Origin of the sequence: Aeromonas sp. R9-2 (assembly GCF_040908025.1) — a bacterium.
Classification (GTDB): domain Bacteria; phylum Pseudomonadota; class Gammaproteobacteria; order Enterobacterales; family Aeromonadaceae; genus Aeromonas; species Aeromonas veronii.
This window is the reverse complement of record NZ_JBFOCX010000020.1, coordinates 192,251-214,788: the sequence shown is the minus strand read 5'-3', so window position 1 is coordinate 214,788 and position 22,538 is coordinate 192,251. Positions and strand designations below refer to the sequence as shown.

The following is a 22,538-nucleotide window of genomic DNA, read 5'->3' as shown; positions in this document are numbered from 1 at the left end:
AGGAAAGAGAGATGCAAAAGGATATCGACACCCTGTTCAGCCATCTGTGGGACAACTACATCAAGGTGACCCCGAGCGCCCTCAAGGTGCACACTCTGCTGGGTGGCGGCGAGCCCATCGTCAACGATCACGTGGCGTTTCGTACCTACAACCTGCCCAAGCTGGGGCTGGAGAAGCTGGCCGCCCACTTCCTGGCGCTCGGTTACGAGCAGAAGGGCGAGTACGTTTTCAAGGCCAAGAAGCTCTACGCCAAGCACTTCGAGCATCAGGATCCGGACGCTCCCAAGGTGTTTATCAGCGAGCTGAAGGTGGAAGAACTCTCCCCAGCGGCGCAGGCCATCATCCACAAGCTGGCGGATCAGGTGCCCGATCATCTGACCGATACCCCGGCATTTCTCTACACCGGCGCCCCCTGGCAGGTCTCCTATGCCGATTATCAGACTCTGCTGGCGGAGAGCGAGTATGCGGCTTGGATGGCTGCATGGGGCTATCGTGCCAACCACTTCACGGTCAATATCAACAAGTTGAAGGATTTTGACACCATCCATCAGGTCAATGCGGCACTGAAGGCGGCGGGTTTCGTGCTCAACAGCGTGGGTGGCGAGGTGAAAGGGGATCCGCAGGTGATGCTGGAGCAATCCTCCACCATGGCGGACAAAGCCGAGGTGCCGTTCAGCGATGGGGTGCGTACCATCCCGAGCTGCTTCTACGAGTTTGCCCTGCGCTATCCGCAGGCCGATGGTGTGCTCTATCCGGGCTTTGTCGAGGCCTCGGCCGACAAGATCTTCGAATCGACGAATGCCATGTAACGGGAGCCACCCTGTTTCAGTCGCAACGCCTCCTTTGTGGAGGCGTTTTGTTTGGCGCAGAGTGACGGTATCGGGTGTTGTCTGACGTCGCGTGAAGAGGGGATTTGGACGGCGCCTAACAGGTGAGAATTTGTTGATAAAAATGTGAACGAGATCACTTGAGACGACACAGATTGACGCGGGCGGCGGAGCAAAAAGGAGTAGAATGGCGCTTTATTTTTGCGGGGCCAATCGATGCCTAACTATCACTTTTTCAAGCAGGGTCAGGCGCTTACCTATCTAGATGCCAATGCACCCAGCTATAGCGATGAGCGTCGTCAACTGGTCGAACAGGGATTTGCCGCCATCGCCGCCCCCACCTTTGCAGATACCCCTGCCGAAGCCCTTGAGCTGCTTCGCACTCATCAGGCACTACAGGATGAGGCCAACGCCAACGCCCTTTGTCTGACGGTTGCCACTATTCCGGCGGTGATCGCAACTCTGTCCGGGCACTGACGCTGCCGCTATGCTCACCTGAATAAAAAATGGTGCCACTGTGATGGCACCATCTTATCGGTTTGCCTGCTTGCCCTGAGTACTTTACCGCTGGTGCAGGTCACCTTTGATAACCAGCACGGTATCCATCCCTGCCTCAAGCCCGATCCGGGTATCTTCAAACACCAGACAGTTGGCGGGATTAGCGCCGAGCAGTTCGGCCACCTGCAAGAAGGTGTCGGGATGCGGCTTGTGGTTGGTGACATCATCGGCGCTCACCACCACAGAGATATAGGCATCGAGCCCGGTGCTTTTCAGGATGGAGTCCGCCTGATTGCGCGGTGAGCCGGTGCCAATCCCCATCTTGACCTTGCCGTGATAGTGCCTGACCAGCTCCCACATCTTGGGAAAGACGCTGACCTTGTCGATATGTTCCATATAGAGGGCAATCTTGCGACGGGTAAAAGCCTCGACATCCACCGTCAGCCCCTGCTGCTCGGCCAGCATGGCGGTGATCTTGCGGGTGGGAATGCCGCCGTACTGATAGAGCTGTTCCCGCTCGAAGGGGATGCCGAATTCGGCGCAGGTGAGCTCCCAGGCATCCAGATGAAGGGGCATGGAATCTACCAAAGTGCCATCCATATCGAAAATCAGGGCATCGTAGTGATCAAACCCGTACTGCTCACGCTCGCTCATGGGGGCTCCTCGAATCAAATAGAGCAGGCTAGCAGAAACGGTCGGCGTTTTGTGGGATCGGCCTCATAGTTGGGCAGATTGTGGCCGCCGTTTTTTCTATCTCTTGCTGATTTGTGAGACAATAATCCGTTCATTGCCGGATACTTTGGCATATCAGATCTGCGAGTCCGCTTATGACCTCGAAAATATCCCCCAAAACCATTTTCTCCAGTGTGGCGCTGGTGATCGCACTGGGATCACTGGAAAAAAGCATCGTCACCACCCCGCTGCCCATGATTGGCGCCGAGCTGCACGCCGGTGCCGCCCTCACCTGGGTGGTCACCGCCTATCTGCTGGCGGCCACCGCCGTGCTGCCCCTCTACGGCAAGCTGAGCGATCTCTTTGGCCGGGTGCGGATGCTCAATATCGGTATCGGCCTGTTTCTGGCGGGCTCGGTGGCCTGTGCGCTCTCCCAGGATCTGCCGACCTTGCTGGCAGCCCGGGTGCTGCAAGGGCTGGGAGGCGGCGGCCTGATTGCCCTCGCGTTTACCGTGATTGCCGACACCATTCCGCCGCGGGAGGTGGGCAAGTATCAGGGCTACATTTCGGCGGTCTATGCGGTCTCCAGCATCGCTGGCCCCTTGCTTGGCGGCTATTTCACCGAGCAGCTCAGCTGGCGCTGGATCTTCTGGATCAACCTGCCGCTCGGGGCGCTGGCGGTCTTTCTTATCAACCGCAACCTCAAACAGCTCAACGTGCGTCGCCACAGTCGCTTCGACTGGAAGGGGGCGGGTCTGCTGATTACCGTCACCACGCTCACCCTGTTGCTGCTCTCGCCGGAAGCGGCGCTGCCTGCAGTCTGGCTCTCGGCGGCGCTGGGCGTCGCGTTGCTGCTGCTGATTCTGATTGAGCGGCGTGCCCACGACCCCATATTGCCCGCCCATCTGGCCCAGCTGCCCGGCTATCTGGTGAGCGTGCTGCTGGTGATGATCTCCCAACTGCTGATGTTTGCCGTGCTGGTCTATCTGCCGTTGCAGATGCAGTGGCAGAAGGGGTTGAGCGCCAGCGAGAGCGGGATGAGCATGGTGATCTTCATGATCTGCATTACCGCCGGCGCCTTTGTCGGTGGCAAGCTGATTGGCCGTACCGGTCACTACAAAAGCTTTGTCGCGGTGGGCTTTGGCCTCGCGGCAGTGGCTCTTTGGCAGATCCACTTCGATGCCTGGGTCAGACTGGCGCTCGGGTTTGCCGGTATTGGTCTCGGTCTGGTGCTGCCCGCCCTCTCGGTAGTAGTGCAAAATGCCCTGCCACGGCAGGATCGCGGTATCGGCATGTCGCTGTTCAACTTCGGGCGGGAGCTTGGCGGTGCCGTCGGCGTGGCTATCTGCTCCATGTTGTTTCATTTCCGCCTGCCAGCCGGCAGCGATGGCGATCTGAGCCGACTTGCCCCCGATCTGCTGGCCCCGGGCTTCAGCGCGACCTATATCGGCATGGCACTGATCGCCACGCTGGCGCTGCTCATCACATTGCTGGCGTTGAAGCGCCATGAGCTGGCCTCCATTAGTGCCTGATCAGGCCTGCGCCAACATTGGCTCACCATAGCTAGCATCAGGGCTCCCCGCGGGGAGCCCTGATTGTTATTTGGCGAATAGAGTGGCTGCTGCCATCAAGCCATACGTGGCTTACTCCTGCACCGGACCCTCCTTGCCCGCCAGCTGGCTCAGCCAGGCGAAGCGGCGATTGGCCTCCTGCCCCGCCTCTTGATAGAGCTGGCTGGCCACCTCAGGCAGCTGGCGCTCCAGCCGCTGGAAACGGGGCTCGTGGCGCAAGGTCTCGGCCAACGAGGCATTGGGGGCCCGCGAGTCGAGTGCCAGCGGCAGTTTGCCCTCGTCAGCGCGGCGCGGATCGAAGCGGTAGAGCGGCCAGAAGCCGGTTGCGGTCAGCTGCTTCATCTGCTCATGGCTCTCGGCCATGTCGTAGCCATGCTCCTCGCAGGGGCTGTAGGCGATGATGAGAGAGGGGCCCGGGTAGGCTTCCGCCTCCTGAATTGCTTTCACAGTCTGGTTCATCTGGGCGCCGAGGGAGATCTGCGCCACATAGACGTGGCCATACATCATCATGCTGGCCCCGAGATCCTTGCGCGCCTTGCGTTTGCCCTGCTCGCCAAACTTGGTAATGGCACCGAGTGGCGTCGCCTTCGACTGCTGGCCGCCGGTGTTGGAGTAGCACTGGGTGTCGAGCACCAGCACATTGATGTTCTCCCCCAGACTCAGCACATGGTCGAGTCCGCCAAAGCCGATGTCGTAGGCCCAGCCATCGCCGCCGATGAGCCAGACCGATTTTTCCACCAGATAGTCCGCATCGCGAGCCAGCTCAAGGGCCTCCGGAGTCTTGCTCTCTTGCAGCAGCTCCCGCAACTGCTGGATATGGGCCCGCTGCTCGGAAACCGGCAGGGTGGCATCGCCGAGCACCTCGCGTAGCGCTGCCGGTATGGTGTCGCCCAGGCTCGCCAGCAGACGGCGAACCCGCTCCCTGTGTTGATCGACGGTAAGACGGAAGCCCAGTCCGAACTCGGCGTTGTCTTCAAACAACGAGTTGGCCCAGGCCGGCCCGCGCCCGTCGGCGTTGGTGGTGTAGGGGGTGGTAGGCAGGTTGCCGCCATAAATGGACGAGCAGCCGGTGGCGTTGGCAATCAGCAGCCGATCGCCATAGAGCTGGGTCAGCAGCTTGATGTAGGGAGTTTCGCCACAGCCGGCGCAGGCGCCGGAGTATTCAAATAGCGGCGAGATGAGCTGGGAGGTGCGGATGTCGATGCGCTCCAGCTGCTCGGCGCTACGCTCTGGCAGGTCGAGGAAGAAGTCGTAGTTGGCCTTCTGCTCGTCGAGGTGATCGAGCCGTGAAGCCATATTGATCGCCTTGTGATCCGGGTTGCTGCGATCCTTGGCCGGGCACACCTCGACGCAGAGGTTGCAGCCGGTGCAATCCTCTGGCGCCACCTGCAGCACGTACTGCTGGCCGCGCATGTCGCGGGATTTCACATCCAGCGCATCCAGAGTGGCGGGAGCTGCGGCCAGTGCATCCGGTTCCACCACCTTGGCGCGAATGGCCGAGTGGGGACAGGCGGCGACGCAGTAGTTGCACTGGGTACAGAGCTCCGCCTCCCAGATGGGGATCTCCTTGGCGATGTTGCGCTTCTCCCAGCGGGTGGTGCCGACCGGCCAAGTGCCATCCGGCGGGAAGGCGGAGACCGGCAGGCTGTCACCCAGCCCCGCCAGCATGGCGGCGGTGACGGTCTGGACAAAGTCGGGGGCCTTGGCCGAAACCACCGGCGGGCGCGGGCGGCTGGCGGGATCCAGCTCGCCAAGTGGCACCCTGGTCAGGGCGGCGCAGGTTGCCTCCAGTGCCATCCAGTTGCGCTCGACCAGTGTCTGCCCCTTGCTGCCATAGCTGTTGGCGATGGCCTGCTTCAGCAGGCTGGTCGCCTCCTCGGGGGGAATGATGGCGCTGAGCTGGAAGAAGGCCATCTGCATCACGGTATTGATGCGGTTGCCGAGCTGGCAGTCGCGGGCAATTTTGGCGGCATTGATGATGTAGAAGCGCGCCTCTTTCTCGCGCAGGGCGTGCTGTACCTCGCTGGGGAGGCGCTGCCAGATCTCCGCTTCGCTGTAGGGGGAGTTGAGCAGGAAGATGCCGCCCGCTTTCAAGCGCTCCGCCATCCGGTACTTGTCGACAAACTGCCACTGATGGCAGCCGATAAAGTCCGCCTCTTCCACCAGATAGGCCGATTGCAGCGGCCGCTCGCCCACCCGCAGGTGAGAGACGGTGAGGCCTCCCGCCTTCTTGGAGTCGTAGACGAAATAGCCCTGCGGATAGAGGTCGGTGTGGTTGCCGAGGATCTTGATGCTGTTCTTGGCCGCCGAGACGGTGCCATCGCTGCCAAGACCGTAGAAGAGCGCCTCCAGCTTGTGTTGCTGGCTGTGGATGGGGCTTTGCGAATCCAGCGCTGCCAGCGGCAGCGAGAGACCTGTGATGTCATCGAAGATGCCGACGGTAAAGCGCGGGCGCGGGTTCTCTTGCGCCAGTTCGGCAAACACCGCCAGCGCGCAGGCGGGACCGAACTCTTTGGAGGAGAGGCCATAGCGGCCGCCGATCACCCGCGGCAGGCTTGCCCGTGCGCCCCGGCTGACCGCTTCGGCCAGCGCCGTCATCACGTCGAGATAGAGGGGCTCGGCCTGTGCGCCCGGCTCCTTGGTGCGATCCAGTACGGCGATGGAGCGGGCACTCTCGGGAATCGCGGCCAACAGGTGCCCGGCCGAGAAGGGACGGAACAGCCGCACCTTCACCAGACCTACCTTCTCCCCTTGGGCCAGCAGGCGCTCGATGACTTCCTCACAGGTGCCGATGGCCGAGCCCATCAGCACCACAATCCGCTCCGCCTGCGGGTGGCCGACATATTCAAACGGCCGATAGTGGCGGCCGGTCTGTTCGCCAAATGCCTGCATCGCCTCGCTCACATGGCCATAGGCGGCGTCATACCAGGGGTTGCTCGCCTCCCTGCACTGGAAGTAGGTGTCCGGGTTGGCGGCGGTGCCGCGAATGACCGGTTTGTCGGGGGTGAGCGCCCGGTCGCGATGGGCACGGATGGCATCTGCGGGTAGCAGGGCACGCAGGGTGTCGTCAGCGAGAGGCGCTATCTTGGCGATCTCGTGAGAGGTACGAAAGCCGTCGAAGAAGTGGATAAAGGGGAGGCGGCTGTTGAGGCTCGCTATCTGGGAGATCAGGGCGAAATCCTGCGCCTCCTGCACATTGCTGGCACAGAGCATGGCGCAGCCGGTCTGGCGCACCGCCATCACGTCCGAGTGATCGCCAAAGATCGATAGCGCATGGGTCGCCACGGTGCGCGCCGCCACATGCAGTACGAAGGGGATGAGCTGACCCGCCAGCTTGTAGAGGTTGGGGATCATCAGCAGCAAACCCTGCGACGAGGTAAACGAGGTCGCCAGCGCGCCGGTCTGCAGGGCACCGTGGACGGCGGCGATGGCTCCCCCTTCCGACTGCATCTCGACAACCCGGGGGACATCCCCCCAGAGGTTCTTGCCCCGCTCGCTCGACCAGGCCGACGACTGCTCAGCCATGGCCGAGCTGGGGGTGATGGGGTAGATGGCGATGACTTCGCTGGTGCGGTACGCCACCGAGGCGACTGCGTTATTCCCGTCTGTGGTGATCATGTGTTTTCCACTTTGCTATGCTAGTTTGAAGGCCGATAGTTGCATCGGCAATGGATAGGTCGCAGGCATAGTAAGAGGGGCAATGAGAGCGTATCAAACGGGATAAATAATCAATTAATAAGTCAGTAACAGTGGTTAATTTAATCCCGCCGAGTGGGGGCGTGATTTTCTGCTGGTAGCCGACGGGTGGCGATTGAGGAGCCATTGACATGGCCCGTCAGCACGGGGTTAATCCTGATTCACTCGCAGCCAGATGGCGCACTGATAAGGGGCGAAGAGTGGCAGCGGTTTGCCTGGGTAATTGGCCAGCAGCAACCGCATCTTGTTTGTCACCTTGTCGAAGTGGGGCATCGGCAAGGGGCTGGTCGTGAGATTGGCGAGCAGCAGCAGGGTGTGCCGCTCTCCGCTGGCCGGATCCTGCCAGTGGCGGCGATAGCTGATGCGCTCGGGATCATCCCCATCCAGCAGCTCGAAATTGCCGTGGCGAACGACAGGGTGAGCCTTGCGCAGGGCGATAAGCTGGCGATAGCAGTGAAACGGCGAGTCGGGGCGGGCCAGCTGCTCGTCAGCATTTATCTCGACGTGGTTGGCATTGAGGGCAATCCAGGGCGTGGTGGTGCTGAAACCGGCGCGGGGGCCGGCGTCCCACTGCATCGGGGTGCGGGCGTTGTCGCGGCCGATGGCATCGAGCCGCCGACTCAGCTCGGCAGGAGCCAGCTCTGACTGGCTGGCGCAGTAGTTGATGGCTTCCACATCGCGCAGCTCGCCCGGCTGCCAGTGGCGGTTGGTCATGGCTAGCTCCTCCCCCTGATAGATGAAGGGAGTGCCCTGCATCATATGCAGCACCATGGCCCACAGCCTGGCGCTGGTTTCCCGCCACTCGGGCCTGTCATCGCCAAAGCGGGAGACTGCGCGGGGCAGGTCGTGGTTGCCGAGAAACAGGCTGTTCCAGCCACGCCCGTGTAGCCCTTGCTGGTAGCGGGCCATGGCTCGCTTGAAGGCGAGGGGATCGAAGCGGGATGACCACTTGTCACTGCCGAGCCCCAGATGCTCGAAGTTGAACACCATGCTGAACTCTCTGCCATCGTGGTTCGAATAGTTCTGCATATGGGCGAGATCGGCTCCCCAGGTCTCCCCCACCGTAATGATCCCCTTGCCGCCGAAGCTGGCGGCATTGATCTCACGGATATAATCGTGCAGGCGCGGGCCATTGCTCATGGCCAGCCGGTCCCACTCCTTGCTCACCATATCGATCACATCGAAGCGAAATCCCTTGATCCCTTTGCCCAGCCAGAAGTTGATCACCTCTGCCATCTCGGCACGCACCGCCGGGTTATCCCAGTCCAGATCGGCCTGACTGGGATCGAAGTTGTGCAGGTAGTAGCGATCAAGCTCCGGCACGTACTGCCAGCCGCTGCCGCCAAAAATCGAGGTAATGGGGTGAGCATCGACAAAGGCTTGATCCCGGAATACGTAATAACCCTGATAACGGGGATCCCCGGCCAGTGCCTTCATAAACCACTCGTGCTCGGTGGAGGTGTGGTTGGCAACGATATCCATCATGATGCCGATGCCGTGGGCGGCCGCTTCGGCTATCAGCTGCTCCATCTCGGTCAGGGTGCCGAAGGCGGGGTCGATGGCACGGTAGTCCGCCACGTCATAGCCGTTGTCCCGCTTGGGGGAGCGATAGATGGGGGTGAGCCAGAGCATATCGACCCCCAGGGTGGCCAGATAGTCGAGGCGCTGACGAATGCCGTTGATGTCGCCCATTCCGTCGCCATCGCTGTCCTGAAAGCTCATGGGGTAGATCTGGTAGATGACACAGCTATCGAGGTCGATATCGGGCGTGTGAAAGGAGTGCGTATTCATCAGCTTGGCCGCTTGGGGGAGAAGATTTTCTATCTTACGCAGATGAACGGGCAGTCAACAGGGCAGGGGAAACCTTGAAAAGGGTTCCATAGTTGGCTGATTGCCAAAAGTGCGGGAAGGGTCACAAAGGTGCCATCCCAAGCCACTGCTGTGGTCGGGATGACACGGCACTTAGCACTGATACTCTGCAGGAATACAGGCTATTGAGCAGCCTTGGCCTGTTCGCTGCGCTGCTCCTGCTGGCGCTCTGCCTTCTCTTGCTGGCGTTCCGCTTGTGCCTCCAGCTCCTTGCCGAGGAAGTAGTTCAGGAAGGTGCGGATCACCGCGATGATGGCGAGGCGGATCAGCTCCTCCTTGCTCGGTGCGACCGTGGTGGCCAGGATATCGGCGGCCAGCTGAAACTCCAGCGCCAGAATAAGCCAGCTGCCAAAGCAGAGGCGAATACGCGGAAAGCCGGGCTGGTGATCCCGCACTCTTGCCGCCAGCCAGAGAGTTTTAAAGAGGCCAATGACCACACAGGCGATGGAGATGATCTCCAGCAGCAGCTGGAACAGCTCGACCCCGTGCATCATCCCCTCTTTCAGGCTCGCTATCTCAAACACTCGGGTGACCTCCCTGATTCAAAAGAGGACACTATTAACACATCGCTCGGCAAAGGCCAAATCCGGCTCAGGCAATCAGTTTGAATTCAATCACATAGAGCGGCGGCAGATCGGGGTAGATGTCGCGGATCACCTGTTTGAGCTCGGGGAGGGTCATGTTCTCCTGACGGGCATGCTCGTTATTGAGATCATCGAAGGCGACCGCCTTGACCGAGAGCACCTCTATGGTGCCAAAGGGCTGGTGCTCCGGGTTGGTGAACAGCGCCAGCCGCTGGCCGGGCTGCCAGTTGGCCTCGCTCTCGTCGCGGATGGTGATGGTCTTGCGGCCCGCCTGAATGTCGGCAACGAAGCGGCTGAAGAAGGTGAATTCGGGATAGGAATGAGCAGACATGGTGACTCCTGACTGGGTGAATCGAAATGAGGTGAATGGAAATCAAAGATCGAGATAGGCGCGCAGCCTGGCCAGATCGGCGATAACGGGGCCGTCACTGCTGTCGGCAATTATGCCCTGTTCGACCAGCTCCTTGAGGGCGCGGCGGTAAACCCGCTCGGTGGTGCCGAAGCGCGCCGCCTCATGGGCCCGCTTGCGCGATCCCAGCATCGGAGTGCGCTGGCGCTCACGCCATAGCTCATAGGCGATGTTGTAGGCGATGGGGTGGAGCAGCCGGCTGGTGGTGATCTCCAGGGTGTCGAGATAGTCGCTGGCAAGCGCCGCAGCGAAAAAGAGGGTCAACTCAGGTTCTGCCAGCAGGCGCTGGGCTTGTTTGTTGGCGCAGATGACTCGGGCATCCAGCTCGGTCTCGGCCACCACGTTCCACTGTACCGGGGTTGCGCTGAAGAACTCCATCTCGCCGAAGATTTGGCTGTGGCACTCAATTTCGCCAAGCTGGAAGCGGCGGCCAGAGTGTACCGTGCTGTTGAGGGAGACCCGGCCATGTTCGACCAGATAGAGCTGCTCGCTCTGCTCCCCCTGCCGCATTATCAATTCGCCCGGCAGGTAACGGCGCAGAAACAGGGTGCAGGCGTCGAGCGCCGCGGCAAAGCGGGGTTCAAGCTGCTGGAGTTCGGCGTGAAAACGGCCGAGGGGGTAGGGCTGTTGCTGCATGACTTGCCTGTCGCACCGGATGACGAGGGCCATGAGGCTAGCAAGAGTGCGGGCCGGATACCAGCCCGCCTCTTGTCGAATGTGCCGTGATTAACGGTTTGCGGGTTATTGCACCAGAGCGTGGAGGGCGGCCGCGATGGCTTGCTGCTCACCGGCCATCATCGCCTGTTCGGCGCTGGCGTAATCCGCCACCCCTTGTTGCACATCCTGCTCGAACAGCACTACGTTGCAGAGCACGGCTGCAACCCGCACCTTGCGCAGGCGACCCACGGTCAGCAGGGCTGCGGTCTCCATGTCAGCGCCCAGTACGCCACGGGCATGCCAGTAGCGGCACACCTCCTGCTCGTCATCCCGATAGAAGCTGTCGTGGGAGCGTACCAGCCCGTGCCAATGAGGCTGGCTGCTAGTGGCCACATGGTTGAGCAGGGCCGCTTGCAGCCAGATATCGGCGCAGGCGGGGTACTCGGCGGGCAGATAGGCCTGCGAGGCGCCCTCATTGCGTACCGCCCCTTCCACCACGATAAGGTCGCCCAGCCCGATGTCGTGTTGCAGGGCACCAGCGGAGCCGACCCGAATAAGCGAGTGGGCACCGGCTTGCACCAGCTCCTCCAGCGCTATGACGGCCGAGGCGCCACCGATGCCGGTGCTGCAGACCGTGATGGGCAGCCCCTGATAGCGGCCGTTGATGAGGCGAAACTCCCGGTTTTGCCCCAGCACTTCACACTGTTCGAGCTGGCTGGCGATGCGGTCGACCCGGGCCGGGTCGCCGCACAGCACCACCCGATCGGCAATCTGGTCGGGGCGGCACTGAAGATGGGGTAATAGCGTCATGGCTTACAGACCTTGTGGCTGGCGCTTGGCGGCAATCACCCAGAGGCGGGTGCCGTTGGCGGCGATAAACAGCAGGATGAGGTACTCCAGCGACATGGCGTAGACGCCCTGCGCGGCATAGACACCGATGCTGATGATGTTGATTACGACCCAGAGGATCCAGTTCTCCACGTATTTGCGGGTCATCAGGATCTGGGCGACCACCGAGAGCACCGTCATGCTGGCATCCCAGAACGGGAAGGCATCGGGTGAAGGCTCGGGGGTAGCAAGGTTGGCACCAAACAGGTTGAGCAGGGAGACCGAGGTGCGCGCCAGGGTGGCGAAGACCGGGTCGATATAGCGGGTCAGCAGGGCGATGGCCAGCACGCTCACGGCGGCGGTCACCATCAGTTTGGATTTGCTGAGCCAGCGGATCTGCAGGGTATCCCCCTGATCGTTGGCCGGGCGGGTCCAGGCGTACCAGCCGTAGACGTTGGCGCAGAAGAAGAACAGCTGCAGCATCAACAGTCCGTAGAGCTGGATCTGGAAGAAGATGATGGCAAACAGGCTGACGTTGATCAGGCCAAACAGGTAGTTGATGGTTTTCTCCTGACTGGCGAACCAGATACAGGCCAGACCAAACAGGGTGCCGATGGCTTCAATCCATGACATGGCATAGCCGCCACCCAGCGGTATGGTCACTAGCGTGTTATTGATGCTGAACAGCTCGAATATGCTCATTTTCTGATCCTTGGGCATGAGGGTTAGTATGCGAGGGCGCCATTCTAAGGGGTGAGGGGGAGGAGGGGCAGGACTTTTGTCCGCCCCGGGCTTGGCCCATATCAAAGAAATCGCCGCTGCTGCCCGGTTATTCCAGCAGTGATGGGTTATGGGGCCCCGGCGGGCCGGACTTTATTGATATGTAGCAAGATGATAGCGCCGTGGCTGTGGTCTGATAGAGTCCACTCTCCGGGAGGAGAATCACGTGATAAAAGGAGGTTGTATTGAATTCCGAGCTTGTCTGGGTGCTCTGTCTGCTGGCTGGCGCCATCTATCTCTTCATGACCAACAAGGTGCGCATGGATGTGGTCGCCCTGTTGATCATTATCCTCTTTGTGCTGAGCGGCACCCTCACCCTGCCGGAGGCGCTGGCGGGCTTTAGCGATCCCAACGTTATCCTGATTGCCGCCCTGTTTGTGGTGGGTGAGGGGCTGGTGCGCACCGGCATCGCCTATCAGGTGGGGGATGCATTGGTGAAGGTGGCGGGTAGCAGCGAGACCAAGCTGCTGGTGTTGCTGATGGTAGCGGTGGCGAGTCTGGGGGCTGTGATGAGCAGCACCGGGGTGGTGGCCATCTTTATCCCGGTGGTGCTGAGCGTGGCGAACCGGATGGGGATCCCGGCCGGTCGCCTGATGATGCCCCTCGGTTTTGCCGGGCTGATCAGCGGCATGATGACGCTGGTGGCCACGCCCCCCAACATGGTGGTCAACAGCGAGCTGATGCGTCACGGCATTCACGGTTTCGGGTTCTTCGATTTCACCCCCATGGGCGTGCTGATCCTGGGGCTGGGCATCCTCTACATGCTGCTGGTGCGCGGCTCCTTGGTGGGCGAGGGAGAAGAGGGCAAAGGCAAGCCGACCGGGCGCCGCACCCTGCGCGATCTGATCAGAGACTACCGATTGGCCGGTCGGGCCCGTCGTCTGGCGCTGCGGCCGGACTCCCCGCTGATTGGCCATACCCTGGATGAGCTGCAACTGCGTGCCCGTTATGGTGCCCACGTCATCGGGGTGGAGCGCTGGCGCAAGTTTCGCCGGGTGATGGTGCCGGTGTCCGGGATCAGTGAGTTCCAGGCCAAGGATGTGCTGCTGATCGACATGTCAGACCCCGAGGTGGATGTGCGGGCGTTTTGCACCGAGGCGCGGCTTGAACCCATGATCCTGCGCGGGGAGTATTTCTCCGATCAGGCGCGGGAGGTGGGGATGGCCGAGGTGTCGCTGATCCCTGAGTCCAAGCTGCTGGGTAAAAGCGTGCGTGAGGTGACCTTCCGCTCCAGCTATGGCCTGAGCGTGGTGGGGCTGCGCCGCGACGGTGAGGCACTGGCAGGCAAGCTGGTGGATGAGCCGTTGCAGATGGGCGACACCCTGCTGGTGGTAGGGAATTGGAGCCACATCAGACAGTTGCAGACCCATAGCCGCGACTTTCTGCTGATGGGGCTGCCCGCCGAAGTGGACGAGATGGCCCCCGCCCGCAGTCAGGCCATTCATGCCCTCTTCTGTCTTGGAGTGATGATCCTGCTGATGGTGACCGATCCGGTGCCCAACGTGATTGCCGCGCTGATCGCCTGTCTGCTGATGGGCAAGTTTCGCTGCATCGACATGGAGAGTGCCTACAAGTCGATCCACTGGCCGACCCTGATCCTCATCGTCGGCATGCTCCCCTTCGCGCTGGCGTTGCAAAAAACCGGCGGGGTGGATCTGATCGTCGGTGGTCTGATCAATGCGGTAGGGGAGATGGGGCCGCGGGTCATGCTGGCCAGCCTGTTTGCCCTCTGCGCGGTGATCGGGCTCTTTATCTCCAACACGGCGACGGCGGTATTGATGGCGCCTATTGCGCTGGGCACGGCCCAGCAGATGGGGGTATCGCCCTATCCGTTTGCCATGACCATTGCCATTGCCGCCTCGGCCGCTTTTATGACGCCGGTCTCGTCACCGGTGAATACCCTGGTGCTGGGGCCGGGCAACTACAAGTTTGCCGATTTTATCCGTATCGGGGTGCCATTCACCCTGTTGGTGATGGCGGTGAGCGTGGTAGCGATCCCCTGGTTCTTCCCGTTCTGATAACCGGGATGATGAATGTGTGCACCAGCGGCCTGCGGGCCGCTTTTTTATGGCAGGGAGACAAGAGTGGCAAGGCGTGCTCGGAATCAGTGAAGAGTGACTTGAACGGGAATATACGTGGAGCTGTGTTAATAGAGGAGCGAGATAAAAACTGGGGAGAGGCAAATTTCAGATACAAAAAAACCAGCGTGAGCTGGTCTGTTTGGTACTGCTATTAATGGTGCGGAAGGAGAGACTCGAACTCTCACGCCTAGGGCGCCAGAACCTAAATCTGGTGCGTCTACCAATTTCGCCACTTCCGCAATATTAATGGTGGCTATGACGGGATTCGAACCTGTGACCCCCGCATTATGAGTGCGATGCTCTAACCAACTGAGCTACATAGCCGTTTGTTATCGACCACAGATGTGGAAGAGAACAGAAAAATGGCTGGGGTACTAGGATTCGAACCTAGGGATGGCGAGATCAAAACCCGCTGCCTTACCGCTTGGCGATACCCCAACAGAAATAATGGTGGCTATGACGGGATTCGAACCTGTGACCCCCGCATTATGAGTGCGATGCTCTAACCAACTGAGCTACATAGCCGTTTGTTATCAACCACAGATGTGGAAGAGAACAGAAAATGGCTGGGGTACTAGGATTCGAACCTAGGGATGGCGAGATCAAAACCCGCTGCCTTACCGCTTGGCGATACCCCAACAGCGCTCCTCAACAGTGATGAGACTGGCAAAGAACTTTTAAAAATGGCTGGGGTACTAGGATTCGAACCTAGGGATGGCGAGATCAAAACCCGCTGCCTTACCGCTTGGCGATACCCCAACAGCGCTCCTCAACAGTGATGAGACTGGCAAAGAACTTTTAAAAATGGCTGGGGTACTAGGATTCGAACCTAGGGATGGCGAGATCAAAACCCGCTGCCTTACCGCTTGGCGATACCCCAACTAAAGATGGTGGCTATGACGGGATTCGAACCTGTGACCCCCGCATTATGAGTGCGATGCTCTAACCAACTGAGCTACATAGCCAACCTTGCTTCCGGTGATTCGTTACCTCGTCACCGTGCGGGCCGAATTATGCGTATCTGGCTCTGGGGCGTCAACCCTTTTTTTGCCAGAAAAACGCAATTTGAGTGCGTTTGACCAGTTATTGGTCTCTGTTGCGCAAAAGCCCAACAATCTGGTTTTTTTTAAGACATTGCCATGATTGCCCGGGCAATGGCAGATAAAAAACAGGCCAGCAAATGCTGGCCTGTCATGGGATTAGACGTTGAACAGGAAATTCATGATATCGCCATCTTTGACGATGTAATCTTTCCCTTCAGCGCGCATCTTGCCCGCTTCCTTGGCGCCTTGCTCACCCTTATAGTTGATAAAGTCTTCAAAGGCGATGGTTTGGGCGCGAATAAAGCCTTTTTCAAAGTCAGTGTGGATCTTGCCAGCCGCTTGCGGGGCAGTGGCACCGACCGGAATAGTCCAGGCGCGTACCTCTTTCACACCGGCGGTGAAGTAGGTCTGCAGGTTGAGCAGCTGGTAGCCGGAGCGGATAACGCGGTTCAGGCCCGGCTCTTCGATGCCAAGGTCAGCCATGAACTCGGCGCGATCTTCGTCGTCCAGCTCGGCGATGTCGGCTTCGATGGCGCAGCAGACCACGACCACGACAGCGTTCTCGGCGGCGGCGATTTCACGCACCTTGTCCAGATAGGGATTGTTCTCGAAACCATCTTCCGCCACGTTGGCGATATACATGGTGGGTTTCAGGGTCAGGAAGTTGAGGTGGCTGACGGCGGCCAGCTCTTCTTTATCCAGCTTCATGCCGCGGATCATCTGACCGTTTTCCAGCGCGACCTTGATCTTCTCAAGCACTTCCACTTCCAGCTTGGCATCCTTGTCGCCGCCTTTGGCGCGCTTGGACTGACGGTGAATGGCACGCTCGCAGGCGTCCAGATCCGACAGGGCCAGCTCGGTGTTGATCACTTCGATATCGTCAGCGGGAGAGACCTTGCCGGCAACGTGAATGATGTTCTCGTCATCGAAGCAGCGCACAACGTGGCCGATCGCTTCGGTTTCACGGATGTTGGCCAGGAACTGGTTGCCCAGACCTTCACCCTTGGAGGCACCGGCAACCAGACCGGCGATGTCGACGAATTCCATGGTGGTCGGCACAACGCGCTGCGGATTGATGATGGCAGCAAGCTGATCGAGGCGGGGATCCGGCATCGGCACCACACCTGTGTTCGGCTCGATGGTGCAGAACGGGAAGTTGGCGGCTTCGATACCGGCCTTGGTCAGCGCGTTGAACAGGGTGGATTTGCCTACATTGGGCAGGCCCACGATACCGCATTTAAAACCCATGGATTGTTACCTTACTTGATGGATGCTGTTGGGGGTCGCCCGCAGGCGGCCCATGTCATGCTTGTTCTGGTCGTTGCTCATGTACCGGCACAATGCCCGTACAGGGTCAAACCGACCTAACCCTTTTCCGCCTTGAAGCTGTGCAAGCGATTCATGGCCTTGGTCATATCTTGTTTGAACAGGATGTCGGTGGCGCGCAGGGACTCGTCCAGCGCGGCGTCGATCAGGTTCTGTTCACTGCTGGGGGCCTTGGTCAGGACGAAGCCAGCCACCTGCTCTTTGCTGCCGGGATGGCCGATCCCGAGACGCAGCCGGAAGAAGTTATTGTTGTTGCCCATCTTGGCGATGATGTCCTTGAGGCCGTTATGGCCACCGTGACCACCACCCTGCTTGAACTTGGCGATGCCCGGCGGCAGATCCAGTTCGTCATGGGCTACCAGTATCGCTTCCGGCTCAATCTGATAAAAACGCGCCAGTGCGGCCACCGCCTTGCCAGAGAGGTTCATATAGGTGTTAGGGATGAGCAGCCGCACATCCTGCCCCTCGACCAGGATGCGGGCAGTATGGCCGAAGAACTTGGGTTCTTCACGCAGGCTGACATTGTGCCAGCGGGCCAGTTGCTCCACATACCAGGCGCCCGCGTTGTGGCGGGTCTTGGCATATTCCGGGCCGGGGTTGCCCAGTCCGACGATCAGTTTGATTTCGCTTGTCACGCTTGATGTCTTCACTCGCAGCTGCCGTGGGCACACTACCCAGGGCAATAGGACGCAATATTCTAGCTGCCGAGTGGCGATCACTCAACCAATGCGCATGTTATGGCGGGATTTGCAGCATTATTGCGGCCAATGGGTGGCTAACGGTGGGCAAACGGGCCTCTTGCAAGAGGCCCGTTTCAGTTTACCGATGGATTATGCCCGGTTGACTACCGTCGTTATTTGATACGCAGCAGGGTGACGGTCTCTTCATCCAGTGCGGTCAGGGTGGGACGGGCATCGCGTACATACTCCACGAAAGACGCTGCATCGGTGCCGCAATCCACGCCGCTGGCTTTGCAATCGAGGGTCTGGCCCGGGGCATAGACGGCGCTCAGCAGTTCGCCGTTTTGTGCCACTTTCAGCACCGGGAAGGCGGTCAACTTGCCGTTGACACTGGCGATATCGACCCGCTCGCTCTTCTGACGCTGGGCATTGGCCAGTGCCTGCCAGCCATCGTTGCCGTTGGCGCTGTAGGCGTTCATCACCACCCGATAGCGCTGGCTATCTACCAGATCCTGCCACTCGCCGCTTGCGGTCTTGTGCTGCAATTGGGTCAGGGTGCCCGCCTTGCCTGCGTCGGTCTCATGGAAGGTGTAACGCAGGTGGCCGCCATAGGGGAACTTGCCGGCATGGGCGCTGGCGGGCAGGGTGGCGGTGATGGTCTCGGTCAAAAGAGCGCGTACCTCGGCGCCAGTCAGGGTCAGCACCGCGAGCTGGTTCTTGAACGGCAGCAGGGTGAGGGCACTATCCCCCTCACGCCATTCGCCAGCAGGCAGGTCGGCGCGCATGCCCCCAACAGCCACCAGAGAAAAATCGACTGGGCCACCGGTCAGGGCCTGAACGGCCAGGGTATTGGCCCAGTAGAACTCCCCTTCGGCAACCAGCGGCGCTACATCTGAGCCGTGGTTGTCGCTGCCGTTGTCACCGGGACGACGGGCATTTTGCAGCTGCTCGGGGATGGTGCCGATCACCGGGCCGTAGGCCTTCTCCAGCGCCGGTTTGTAGTGGCTGTCGATGATGCCGCGCAGGCGCGGATCTTCATCCACTGTCACCAGATTGGGCTGGTTGTCGACAAACTGGCTTGCCTCTTTGCTGCGGGCATCGTCGAGTGCTTGCTTGCGCGCCGCATCGGCGAAGAAGTCGCGGCTGGCCAGCAGGCTATTGTGGCCCTGGCAGTCGGTCACCTGACCCTGGCTGTCAAAGGTCACCTGTGCCAGACCGATGGCCTGGGCGTAGGAGCCCGCCTGCACCACGCAGGTCTTGCCGATGCCATCCGGATTGGTCACCAGCTTGGCGTAATCGCCAGTCTTGCCCCAGCCAATGTTGCGAAAATCGCCGAGCAGGCTGTGGGAGTGGCCGCCGACGATGGCATCGAGGCCGTTTACCTTGGCCGCCAGTGCCAGATCCCGCTCGTTGCCGATGTGGGTGAGCGCCACGATCTGATGGATCCCCTTAGCTTGCAGCATGTCGACCGTGGCCTGAGCCGAGGCGACCTCCTTGCCAAAGCGCAGCTTGCCGACGTTGGGGGCGATATTGCCCATGTCTTCCAGTACCAGACCGATGACGGCGACCAGCTGTTTGCCTTGTGGCAGGTTGTCGAGATCGGTGACCGGGCTCTTCTGGTTGCCGTCAAAAGCGTAGACCACGAAGGGCTTGAGGTTGTCAGCCTTGCTGAGGGCCGGATCGGCCTTGGTGTCGAGGTTGGCGGCCAGCACCGGGAAGTTGACCCCCTCGATGAAGCCGGCCAGCTTCTGGTTATCCAGATCGAACTCGTGGTTGCCCAGCGCCATGGCATCGAGGCCGAACTGGCTCAGCAACTCGGCGTTGGCCATCCCCTCGTTGAGTTTGAAGTAGCCACTGCCCTGCCAGGCATCGCCGCCGTGCAGCAGCAGCAAGGGTTGGTTCTTGGCCAGCGCCTCGGCCTGATAGGCTTTCGCCATGGTCAGCAGGCGCGGATAACCGCCAAAGCGGGTATAGAGGGTGTCCGTCTCCCCCTGCTGGGCAAAGATCTGCCCTTTGATCTCGGCATTGACCGGATCAAACTGGGAGTGGGTGTCGTTCATGTGAGCCAAGGTCAGCACAAAGGGCGGGTTCTCTTTGGCGGGCTGACAGGCGAACAGGGCGGAGGTGAGGGTCGCGAGCAGGAGGGGACGCAAGCAATTCATGGGTAAATCCTTAAGCCTGCCGGGGGCAGGGTCGTACCAGATAGCAGAAAGTTGGAAAGAGAAGGTCCAGAAAGACGAAAACCGCCTGATGGCGGTTTTCGTTATTGCTGAATCTATCAATGCTCAAACATGGCAGAGATGGACTCTTCGTTGCTGATGCGACGAATGGCTTCGGCCAGTACAGTTGACAGCGTCAGCTGCTTGACCTTGCCGACCGCTTTCATCTCCGCAGTGAGCGGGATGGAGTCGGTGATGATCAGTTCATCGATCACGGAGTTCTTGATGTTCTCGACGGCGGAACCGGAGAAGACCGGGTGGGTAGCGTAAGCGAATACACGCTTGGCACCGCGCTCTTTCAGGGCCTCTGCGGCTTTGCACAGGGTGCCGCCGGTGTCGATCATGTCGTCAACGATGATGCAATCGCGGCCGGCAACGTCACCGATCAGGTGCATGACCTGGGAGACGTTCGGGCGGGGACGGCGCTTGTCGATGATGGCGATGTCGGTGTCATCCAGCAGCTTGGCGATGGCGCGGGCACGCACGACGCCACCGATGTCCGGGGAGACAACGACAGGAGACTCGAGGTTCTTGGACTTCATGTCTTCCAGCAGCACCGGGCTACCGAACACGTTGTCTACCGGAACGTCGAAGAAACCTTGAATTTGCTCGGCATGCAGGTCAACGGTCAGCACGCGATCCACACCGACGCTGGAGAGGAAGTCAGCGACAACCTTGGCGGTGATGGGTACACGGGCGGAGCGGACACGGCGGTCCTGACGGGCATAACCAAAGTAGGGGATAACGGCAGTGATACGGCCAGCTGAAGCACGACGCAGAGCATCCACCATGACGATCAATTCCATCAAATTGTCGTTGGTCGGGGCACAGGTGGATTGAATGATGAAGATATCGCCACCACGTACATTCTCATTGATCTGTACGCTGATCTCGCCGTCGCTAAAGCGACCTACGGCAGCATTGCCGAGTTTGATAAACAGGCGATCTGCGATCTTCTGGGCTAGTTCCGGCGTTGCGTTACCAGCAAACAGCTTCATGTCAGGCACGGTTTGAAACCTCGGGGTTGCATCCAGTATGTGGGGGAGTCTGAAATCAGACCCTATCGTTTTGGGGCAAACGATTTGTCAAGATAACGTACAAGGTGTCTGCTGCCCAATGAATGTGATGATACCGGTAACCCGAATCCGTGGCCGAGTGCAAAACCGGCCACGTTAATCATCATCAATACCGTTCGGTAAAATTGGCTGGGGTACTAGGATTCGAACCTAGGAATGGCGAGATCAAAACCCGCTGCCTTACCGCTTGGCGATACCCCAATCATTTGAACTGTTGCAATGTGGAGAAGAGAGGTGATATGTTCTCGCCCTTGGCGACAAACCCATCAAGTCCCTTCGGCACGCAGGCCAACACTTCCCGAGCAGTCACTTCGTCTTCAAATTGAGCAAAGACGCAGGCTCCTGTGCCCGTCATTCTTGACGGCGCGTATTCTAGCAACCAGCCGAGCGCATTGGCAACCTCGGGGTGGCGCTTTTTCACCAGTGATTCGCAATCGTTTTTCCACTCGCCTTCCAGCAAGTTGTCCAGCGCCATTTTCGGCGTGGCTCTCGGCAGGTCCGGATCCTGGAATACGGCCGCGGTCGCCACATGGCAATCGGGCTTGAGCACCAGATACCAGGCATCGGGCAGTTCGACCGGTTGCAGCCGCTCACCCACTCCTTCGGCAAAGGCCGCTTTGCCACGGACAAACACCGGCACATCGGCCCCCAGCTGGACGCCAAGCGCTGCCAGTTCATCTTCACTCAAACCCGCTTGCCAGAGGTGGTTAAGCGCTACCAGCGTGGTCGCTGCATCGGACGAACCGCCGCCAATACCGCCCCCCATGGGAAGCACTTTTTCCAGCCGGATATGGGCACCTTGCGGGCTCGGCAGGGTTGCTTGCAGCAGGCGTGCCGCCCGAATAATCAGATTCTGCTCATCCGGCACCCCGGGAATGGCCGGGCTCAGGGTGAGTGTGTCGCTATTCGGTATCACCTCAAACTCGAGCCAGTCGCTGTGGTTGAGGAAGATAAACAGGGTCTGCAGCTCGTGATAACCATCGGGACGACGGCCATTGACGTGTAGAAACAGGTTGAGTTTGGCCGGTGCCGGCCAGCGTGTGGAAGCCATTAACGTGCAAGAGTCCATTGGTTGATCTGAAGCTTGAGGCGGCTGTTCTGGCCGGTCATGGTCAGCTGGTGTGGCAGGCGGTAGCCATCCTGATCCCGATAATCGCCATAAACGATCTGCCACTGGCCGTCGCGCACGCTGGCCAGACTGCTGTCGGGGTTGAGTTCAAACTCTGCCTGACCTGGCAGCCCCTTGATCCACTCCGGTAATCCTGCAACCGGAATATTCCAGCCGGTCAGTTGATAGATGAGCGCTTCGGCATCCTGGCTCTGGTGGCGATTGCCGTCGCTGTCGAGCAGGGTGATCTCGCCTTTGCTGCGGGAGAGCTCCAGAATGCTGGTGCCAATCAGGCTGGTGAGGTTGAGGCGATAATCCTCCCCATCCTGCTGCCAGTTGAGACGGGCGCTGCCCTTTTGCTGTGGCGTGATGATGGCCATCTTGCCGGATAGCTGCCAATGGGTCAGCTGCTCGAGGCGGGTCCGCTCCTGGTTCCAGTTCACCTGGTCACGCTGGGGCTGGGTGGTGGCACAACCGGCCAGCAACAGCAGGCAGGTGAGGGTAAAAATACGTAGCAGCAAGAGACGGCTCCAGAGAGAGGAATTTGCCACAGTATAGGGGGCGGCCGTATTGCTTTTAAAGACTTACCCTTTCTCGTACAATTGGCAGCCTTT

At 59.9% G+C, this 22,538-nt stretch carries 18 protein-coding genes and 9 tRNA genes; 4 read left to right on the top strand and 23 right to left on the bottom strand.

The genetic code is table 11. The features are described 5' to 3' along the window. The first annotated feature begins 11 nt into the window (after nucleotides 1-11). Nucleotides 12-809 (top strand): DUF1338 domain-containing protein, encoded by a 798-nt coding sequence (locus tag AB5Y71_RS07025; RefSeq protein ID WP_021229798.1) that lies wholly within the window; start codon nucleotides 12-14, stop codon nucleotides 807-809. Nucleotides 810-1,043: 234 nt separating this feature from the next. After that, nucleotides 1,044-1,304 carry a hypothetical protein gene (locus AB5Y71_RS07020; protein ID WP_076491277.1) on the top strand — a complete coding sequence of 87 codons (261 nt, stop codon included), beginning with the start codon at nucleotides 1,044-1,046 and terminating at the stop codon, nucleotides 1,302-1,304. A gap of 84 nt (nucleotides 1,305-1,388) precedes the next feature. On the opposite strand, the gene AB5Y71_RS07015 is transcribed toward AB5Y71_RS07020, so the two are convergent. After that, nucleotides 1,389-1,979, bottom strand: coding sequence for an HAD family hydrolase (locus AB5Y71_RS07015; RefSeq protein ID WP_368171274.1), 591 nt, complete (start codon nucleotides 1,977-1,979; stop codon nucleotides 1,389-1,391). 173 nt (nucleotides 1,980-2,152) lie between these two features. On the opposite strand from AB5Y71_RS07015, the gene AB5Y71_RS07010 reads away from it, so the two are divergent. Then, a complete protein-coding gene (locus AB5Y71_RS07010) occupies nucleotides 2,153-3,529 on the top strand; it encodes an MDR family MFS transporter (RefSeq protein ID WP_368171273.1) in 1,377 nt (458 codons plus the stop codon). Between the two features lie 111 nt (nucleotides 3,530-3,640). Here AB5Y71_RS07010 and nifJ read toward each other — a convergent pair whose 3' ends face one another. The 7 genes from nifJ to pnuC all read right to left on the bottom strand — a co-directional run bounded on the left by nifJ (nucleotide 3,641) and on the right by pnuC (nucleotide 12,313). Beyond that, nucleotides 3,641-7,186: a pyruvate:ferredoxin (flavodoxin) oxidoreductase gene (nifJ, locus tag AB5Y71_RS07005; protein WP_368171272.1), complete on the bottom strand. Its 3,546-nt coding sequence runs from the start codon at nucleotides 7,184-7,186 to the stop codon at nucleotides 3,641-3,643. A 228-nt stretch (nucleotides 7,187-7,414) separates the two neighbouring features. Beyond that, nucleotides 7,415-9,055: an alpha-glucosidase gene (locus AB5Y71_RS07000; protein WP_368171271.1), complete on the bottom strand. Its 1,641-nt coding sequence runs from the start codon at nucleotides 9,053-9,055 to the stop codon at nucleotides 7,415-7,417. 200 nt (nucleotides 9,056-9,255) lie between these two features. Beyond that, nucleotides 9,256-9,657 carry a DUF1622 domain-containing protein gene (locus tag AB5Y71_RS06995; protein WP_172954903.1) on the bottom strand — a complete coding sequence of 134 codons (402 nt, stop codon included), beginning with the start codon at nucleotides 9,655-9,657 and terminating at the stop codon, nucleotides 9,256-9,258. 67 nt (nucleotides 9,658-9,724) lie between these two features. After that, entirely contained in the window at nucleotides 9,725-10,048 is a 324-nt protein-coding gene (yqfB, locus tag AB5Y71_RS06990; protein ID WP_368171270.1) for a N(4)-acetylcytidine aminohydrolase, read from the bottom strand. Between the two features lie 42 nt (nucleotides 10,049-10,090). Beyond that, nucleotides 10,091-10,762, bottom strand: coding sequence for a Crp/Fnr family transcriptional regulator (locus tag AB5Y71_RS06985; RefSeq protein WP_368171269.1), 672 nt, complete (start codon nucleotides 10,760-10,762; stop codon nucleotides 10,091-10,093). Between the two features lie 105 nt (nucleotides 10,763-10,867). Next, the gene (locus AB5Y71_RS06980) at nucleotides 10,868-11,593 is read right to left on the bottom strand and encodes a nucleoside phosphorylase (RefSeq protein ID WP_368171268.1); all 726 of its coding nucleotides are present in this window, start codon (nucleotides 11,591-11,593) and stop codon (nucleotides 10,868-10,870) included. 3 nt (nucleotides 11,594-11,596) lie between these two features. Then, entirely contained in the window at nucleotides 11,597-12,313 is a 717-nt protein-coding gene (gene pnuC / locus AB5Y71_RS06975; RefSeq protein ID WP_042656944.1) for a nicotinamide riboside transporter PnuC, read from the bottom strand. 263 nt (nucleotides 12,314-12,576) lie between these two features. On the opposite strand from pnuC, the gene AB5Y71_RS06970 reads away from it, so the two are divergent. After that, on the top strand, nucleotides 12,577-14,409 hold the full coding sequence (locus AB5Y71_RS06970) for an SLC13 family permease (RefSeq protein WP_040066935.1): 1,833 nt from the start codon (nucleotides 12,577-12,579) through the stop codon (nucleotides 14,407-14,409). A gap of 218 nt (nucleotides 14,410-14,627) precedes the next feature. Here the strand turns inward: AB5Y71_RS06970 and AB5Y71_RS06965 are convergent. The 15 genes from AB5Y71_RS06965 to lolB all read right to left on the bottom strand — a co-directional run bounded on the left by AB5Y71_RS06965 (nucleotide 14,628) and on the right by lolB (nucleotide 22,445). Beyond that, a tRNA-Leu gene (locus AB5Y71_RS06965) sits at nucleotides 14,628-14,711 on the bottom strand. Between the two features lie 8 nt (nucleotides 14,712-14,719). Further along, a tRNA-Met gene (locus AB5Y71_RS06960) sits at nucleotides 14,720-14,796 on the bottom strand. Nucleotides 14,797-14,835: 39 nt separating this feature from the next. Further along, nucleotides 14,836-14,910 (bottom strand) — tRNA-Gln (locus AB5Y71_RS06955). Nucleotides 14,911-14,920: 10 nt separating this feature from the next. Beyond that, a tRNA-Met gene (locus tag AB5Y71_RS06950) sits at nucleotides 14,921-14,997 on the bottom strand. Nucleotides 14,998-15,035: 38 nt separating this feature from the next. Beyond that, a tRNA-Gln gene (locus AB5Y71_RS06945) sits at nucleotides 15,036-15,110 on the bottom strand. 46 nt (nucleotides 15,111-15,156) lie between these two features. Next, nucleotides 15,157-15,231, bottom strand: a tRNA-Gln gene (locus AB5Y71_RS06940). A gap of 46 nt (nucleotides 15,232-15,277) precedes the next feature. Beyond that, nucleotides 15,278-15,352: transfer RNA gene (locus AB5Y71_RS06935), tRNA-Gln, on the bottom strand. Between the two features lie 8 nt (nucleotides 15,353-15,360). After that, nucleotides 15,361-15,437 (bottom strand) — tRNA-Met (locus AB5Y71_RS06930). Nucleotides 15,438-15,671: 234 nt separating this feature from the next. Further along, the gene (ychF, locus tag AB5Y71_RS06925; protein ID WP_005353921.1) at nucleotides 15,672-16,763 is read right to left on the bottom strand and encodes a redox-regulated ATPase YchF; all 1,092 of its coding nucleotides are present in this window, start codon (nucleotides 16,761-16,763) and stop codon (nucleotides 15,672-15,674) included. Nucleotides 16,764-16,879: 116 nt separating this feature from the next. Continuing rightward, nucleotides 16,880-17,476 carry an aminoacyl-tRNA hydrolase gene (gene pth, locus AB5Y71_RS06920; protein WP_058059203.1) on the bottom strand — a complete coding sequence of 199 codons (597 nt, stop codon included), beginning with the start codon at nucleotides 17,474-17,476 and terminating at the stop codon, nucleotides 16,880-16,882. Between the two features lie 218 nt (nucleotides 17,477-17,694). Next, complete coding sequence (locus AB5Y71_RS06915; RefSeq protein ID WP_368171267.1) at nucleotides 17,695-19,683, bottom strand: bifunctional UDP-sugar hydrolase/5'-nucleotidase; 1,989 nt, start codon at nucleotides 19,681-19,683, stop codon at nucleotides 17,695-17,697. A gap of 116 nt (nucleotides 19,684-19,799) precedes the next feature. Then, nucleotides 19,800-20,747: a ribose-phosphate pyrophosphokinase gene (locus AB5Y71_RS06910; protein ID WP_005343846.1), complete on the bottom strand. Its 948-nt coding sequence runs from the start codon at nucleotides 20,745-20,747 to the stop codon at nucleotides 19,800-19,802. Nucleotides 20,748-20,942: 195 nt separating this feature from the next. After that, nucleotides 20,943-21,017, bottom strand: a tRNA-Gln gene (locus AB5Y71_RS06905). A gap of 1 nt (nucleotide 21,018) precedes the next feature. After that, nucleotides 21,019-21,867 carry a 4-(cytidine 5'-diphospho)-2-C-methyl-D-erythritol kinase gene (gene ispE, locus AB5Y71_RS06900; protein WP_042054540.1) on the bottom strand — a complete coding sequence of 283 codons (849 nt, stop codon included), beginning with the start codon at nucleotides 21,865-21,867 and terminating at the stop codon, nucleotides 21,019-21,021. Continuing rightward, nucleotides 21,867-22,445, bottom strand: coding sequence for a lipoprotein insertase outer membrane protein LolB (gene lolB, locus AB5Y71_RS06895; protein WP_005353907.1), 579 nt, complete (start codon nucleotides 22,443-22,445; stop codon nucleotides 21,867-21,869). Before lolB ends, ispE begins: the two co-directional genes overlap by 1 nt. Between the last annotated feature and the right edge of the window lie 93 nt (nucleotides 22,446-22,538).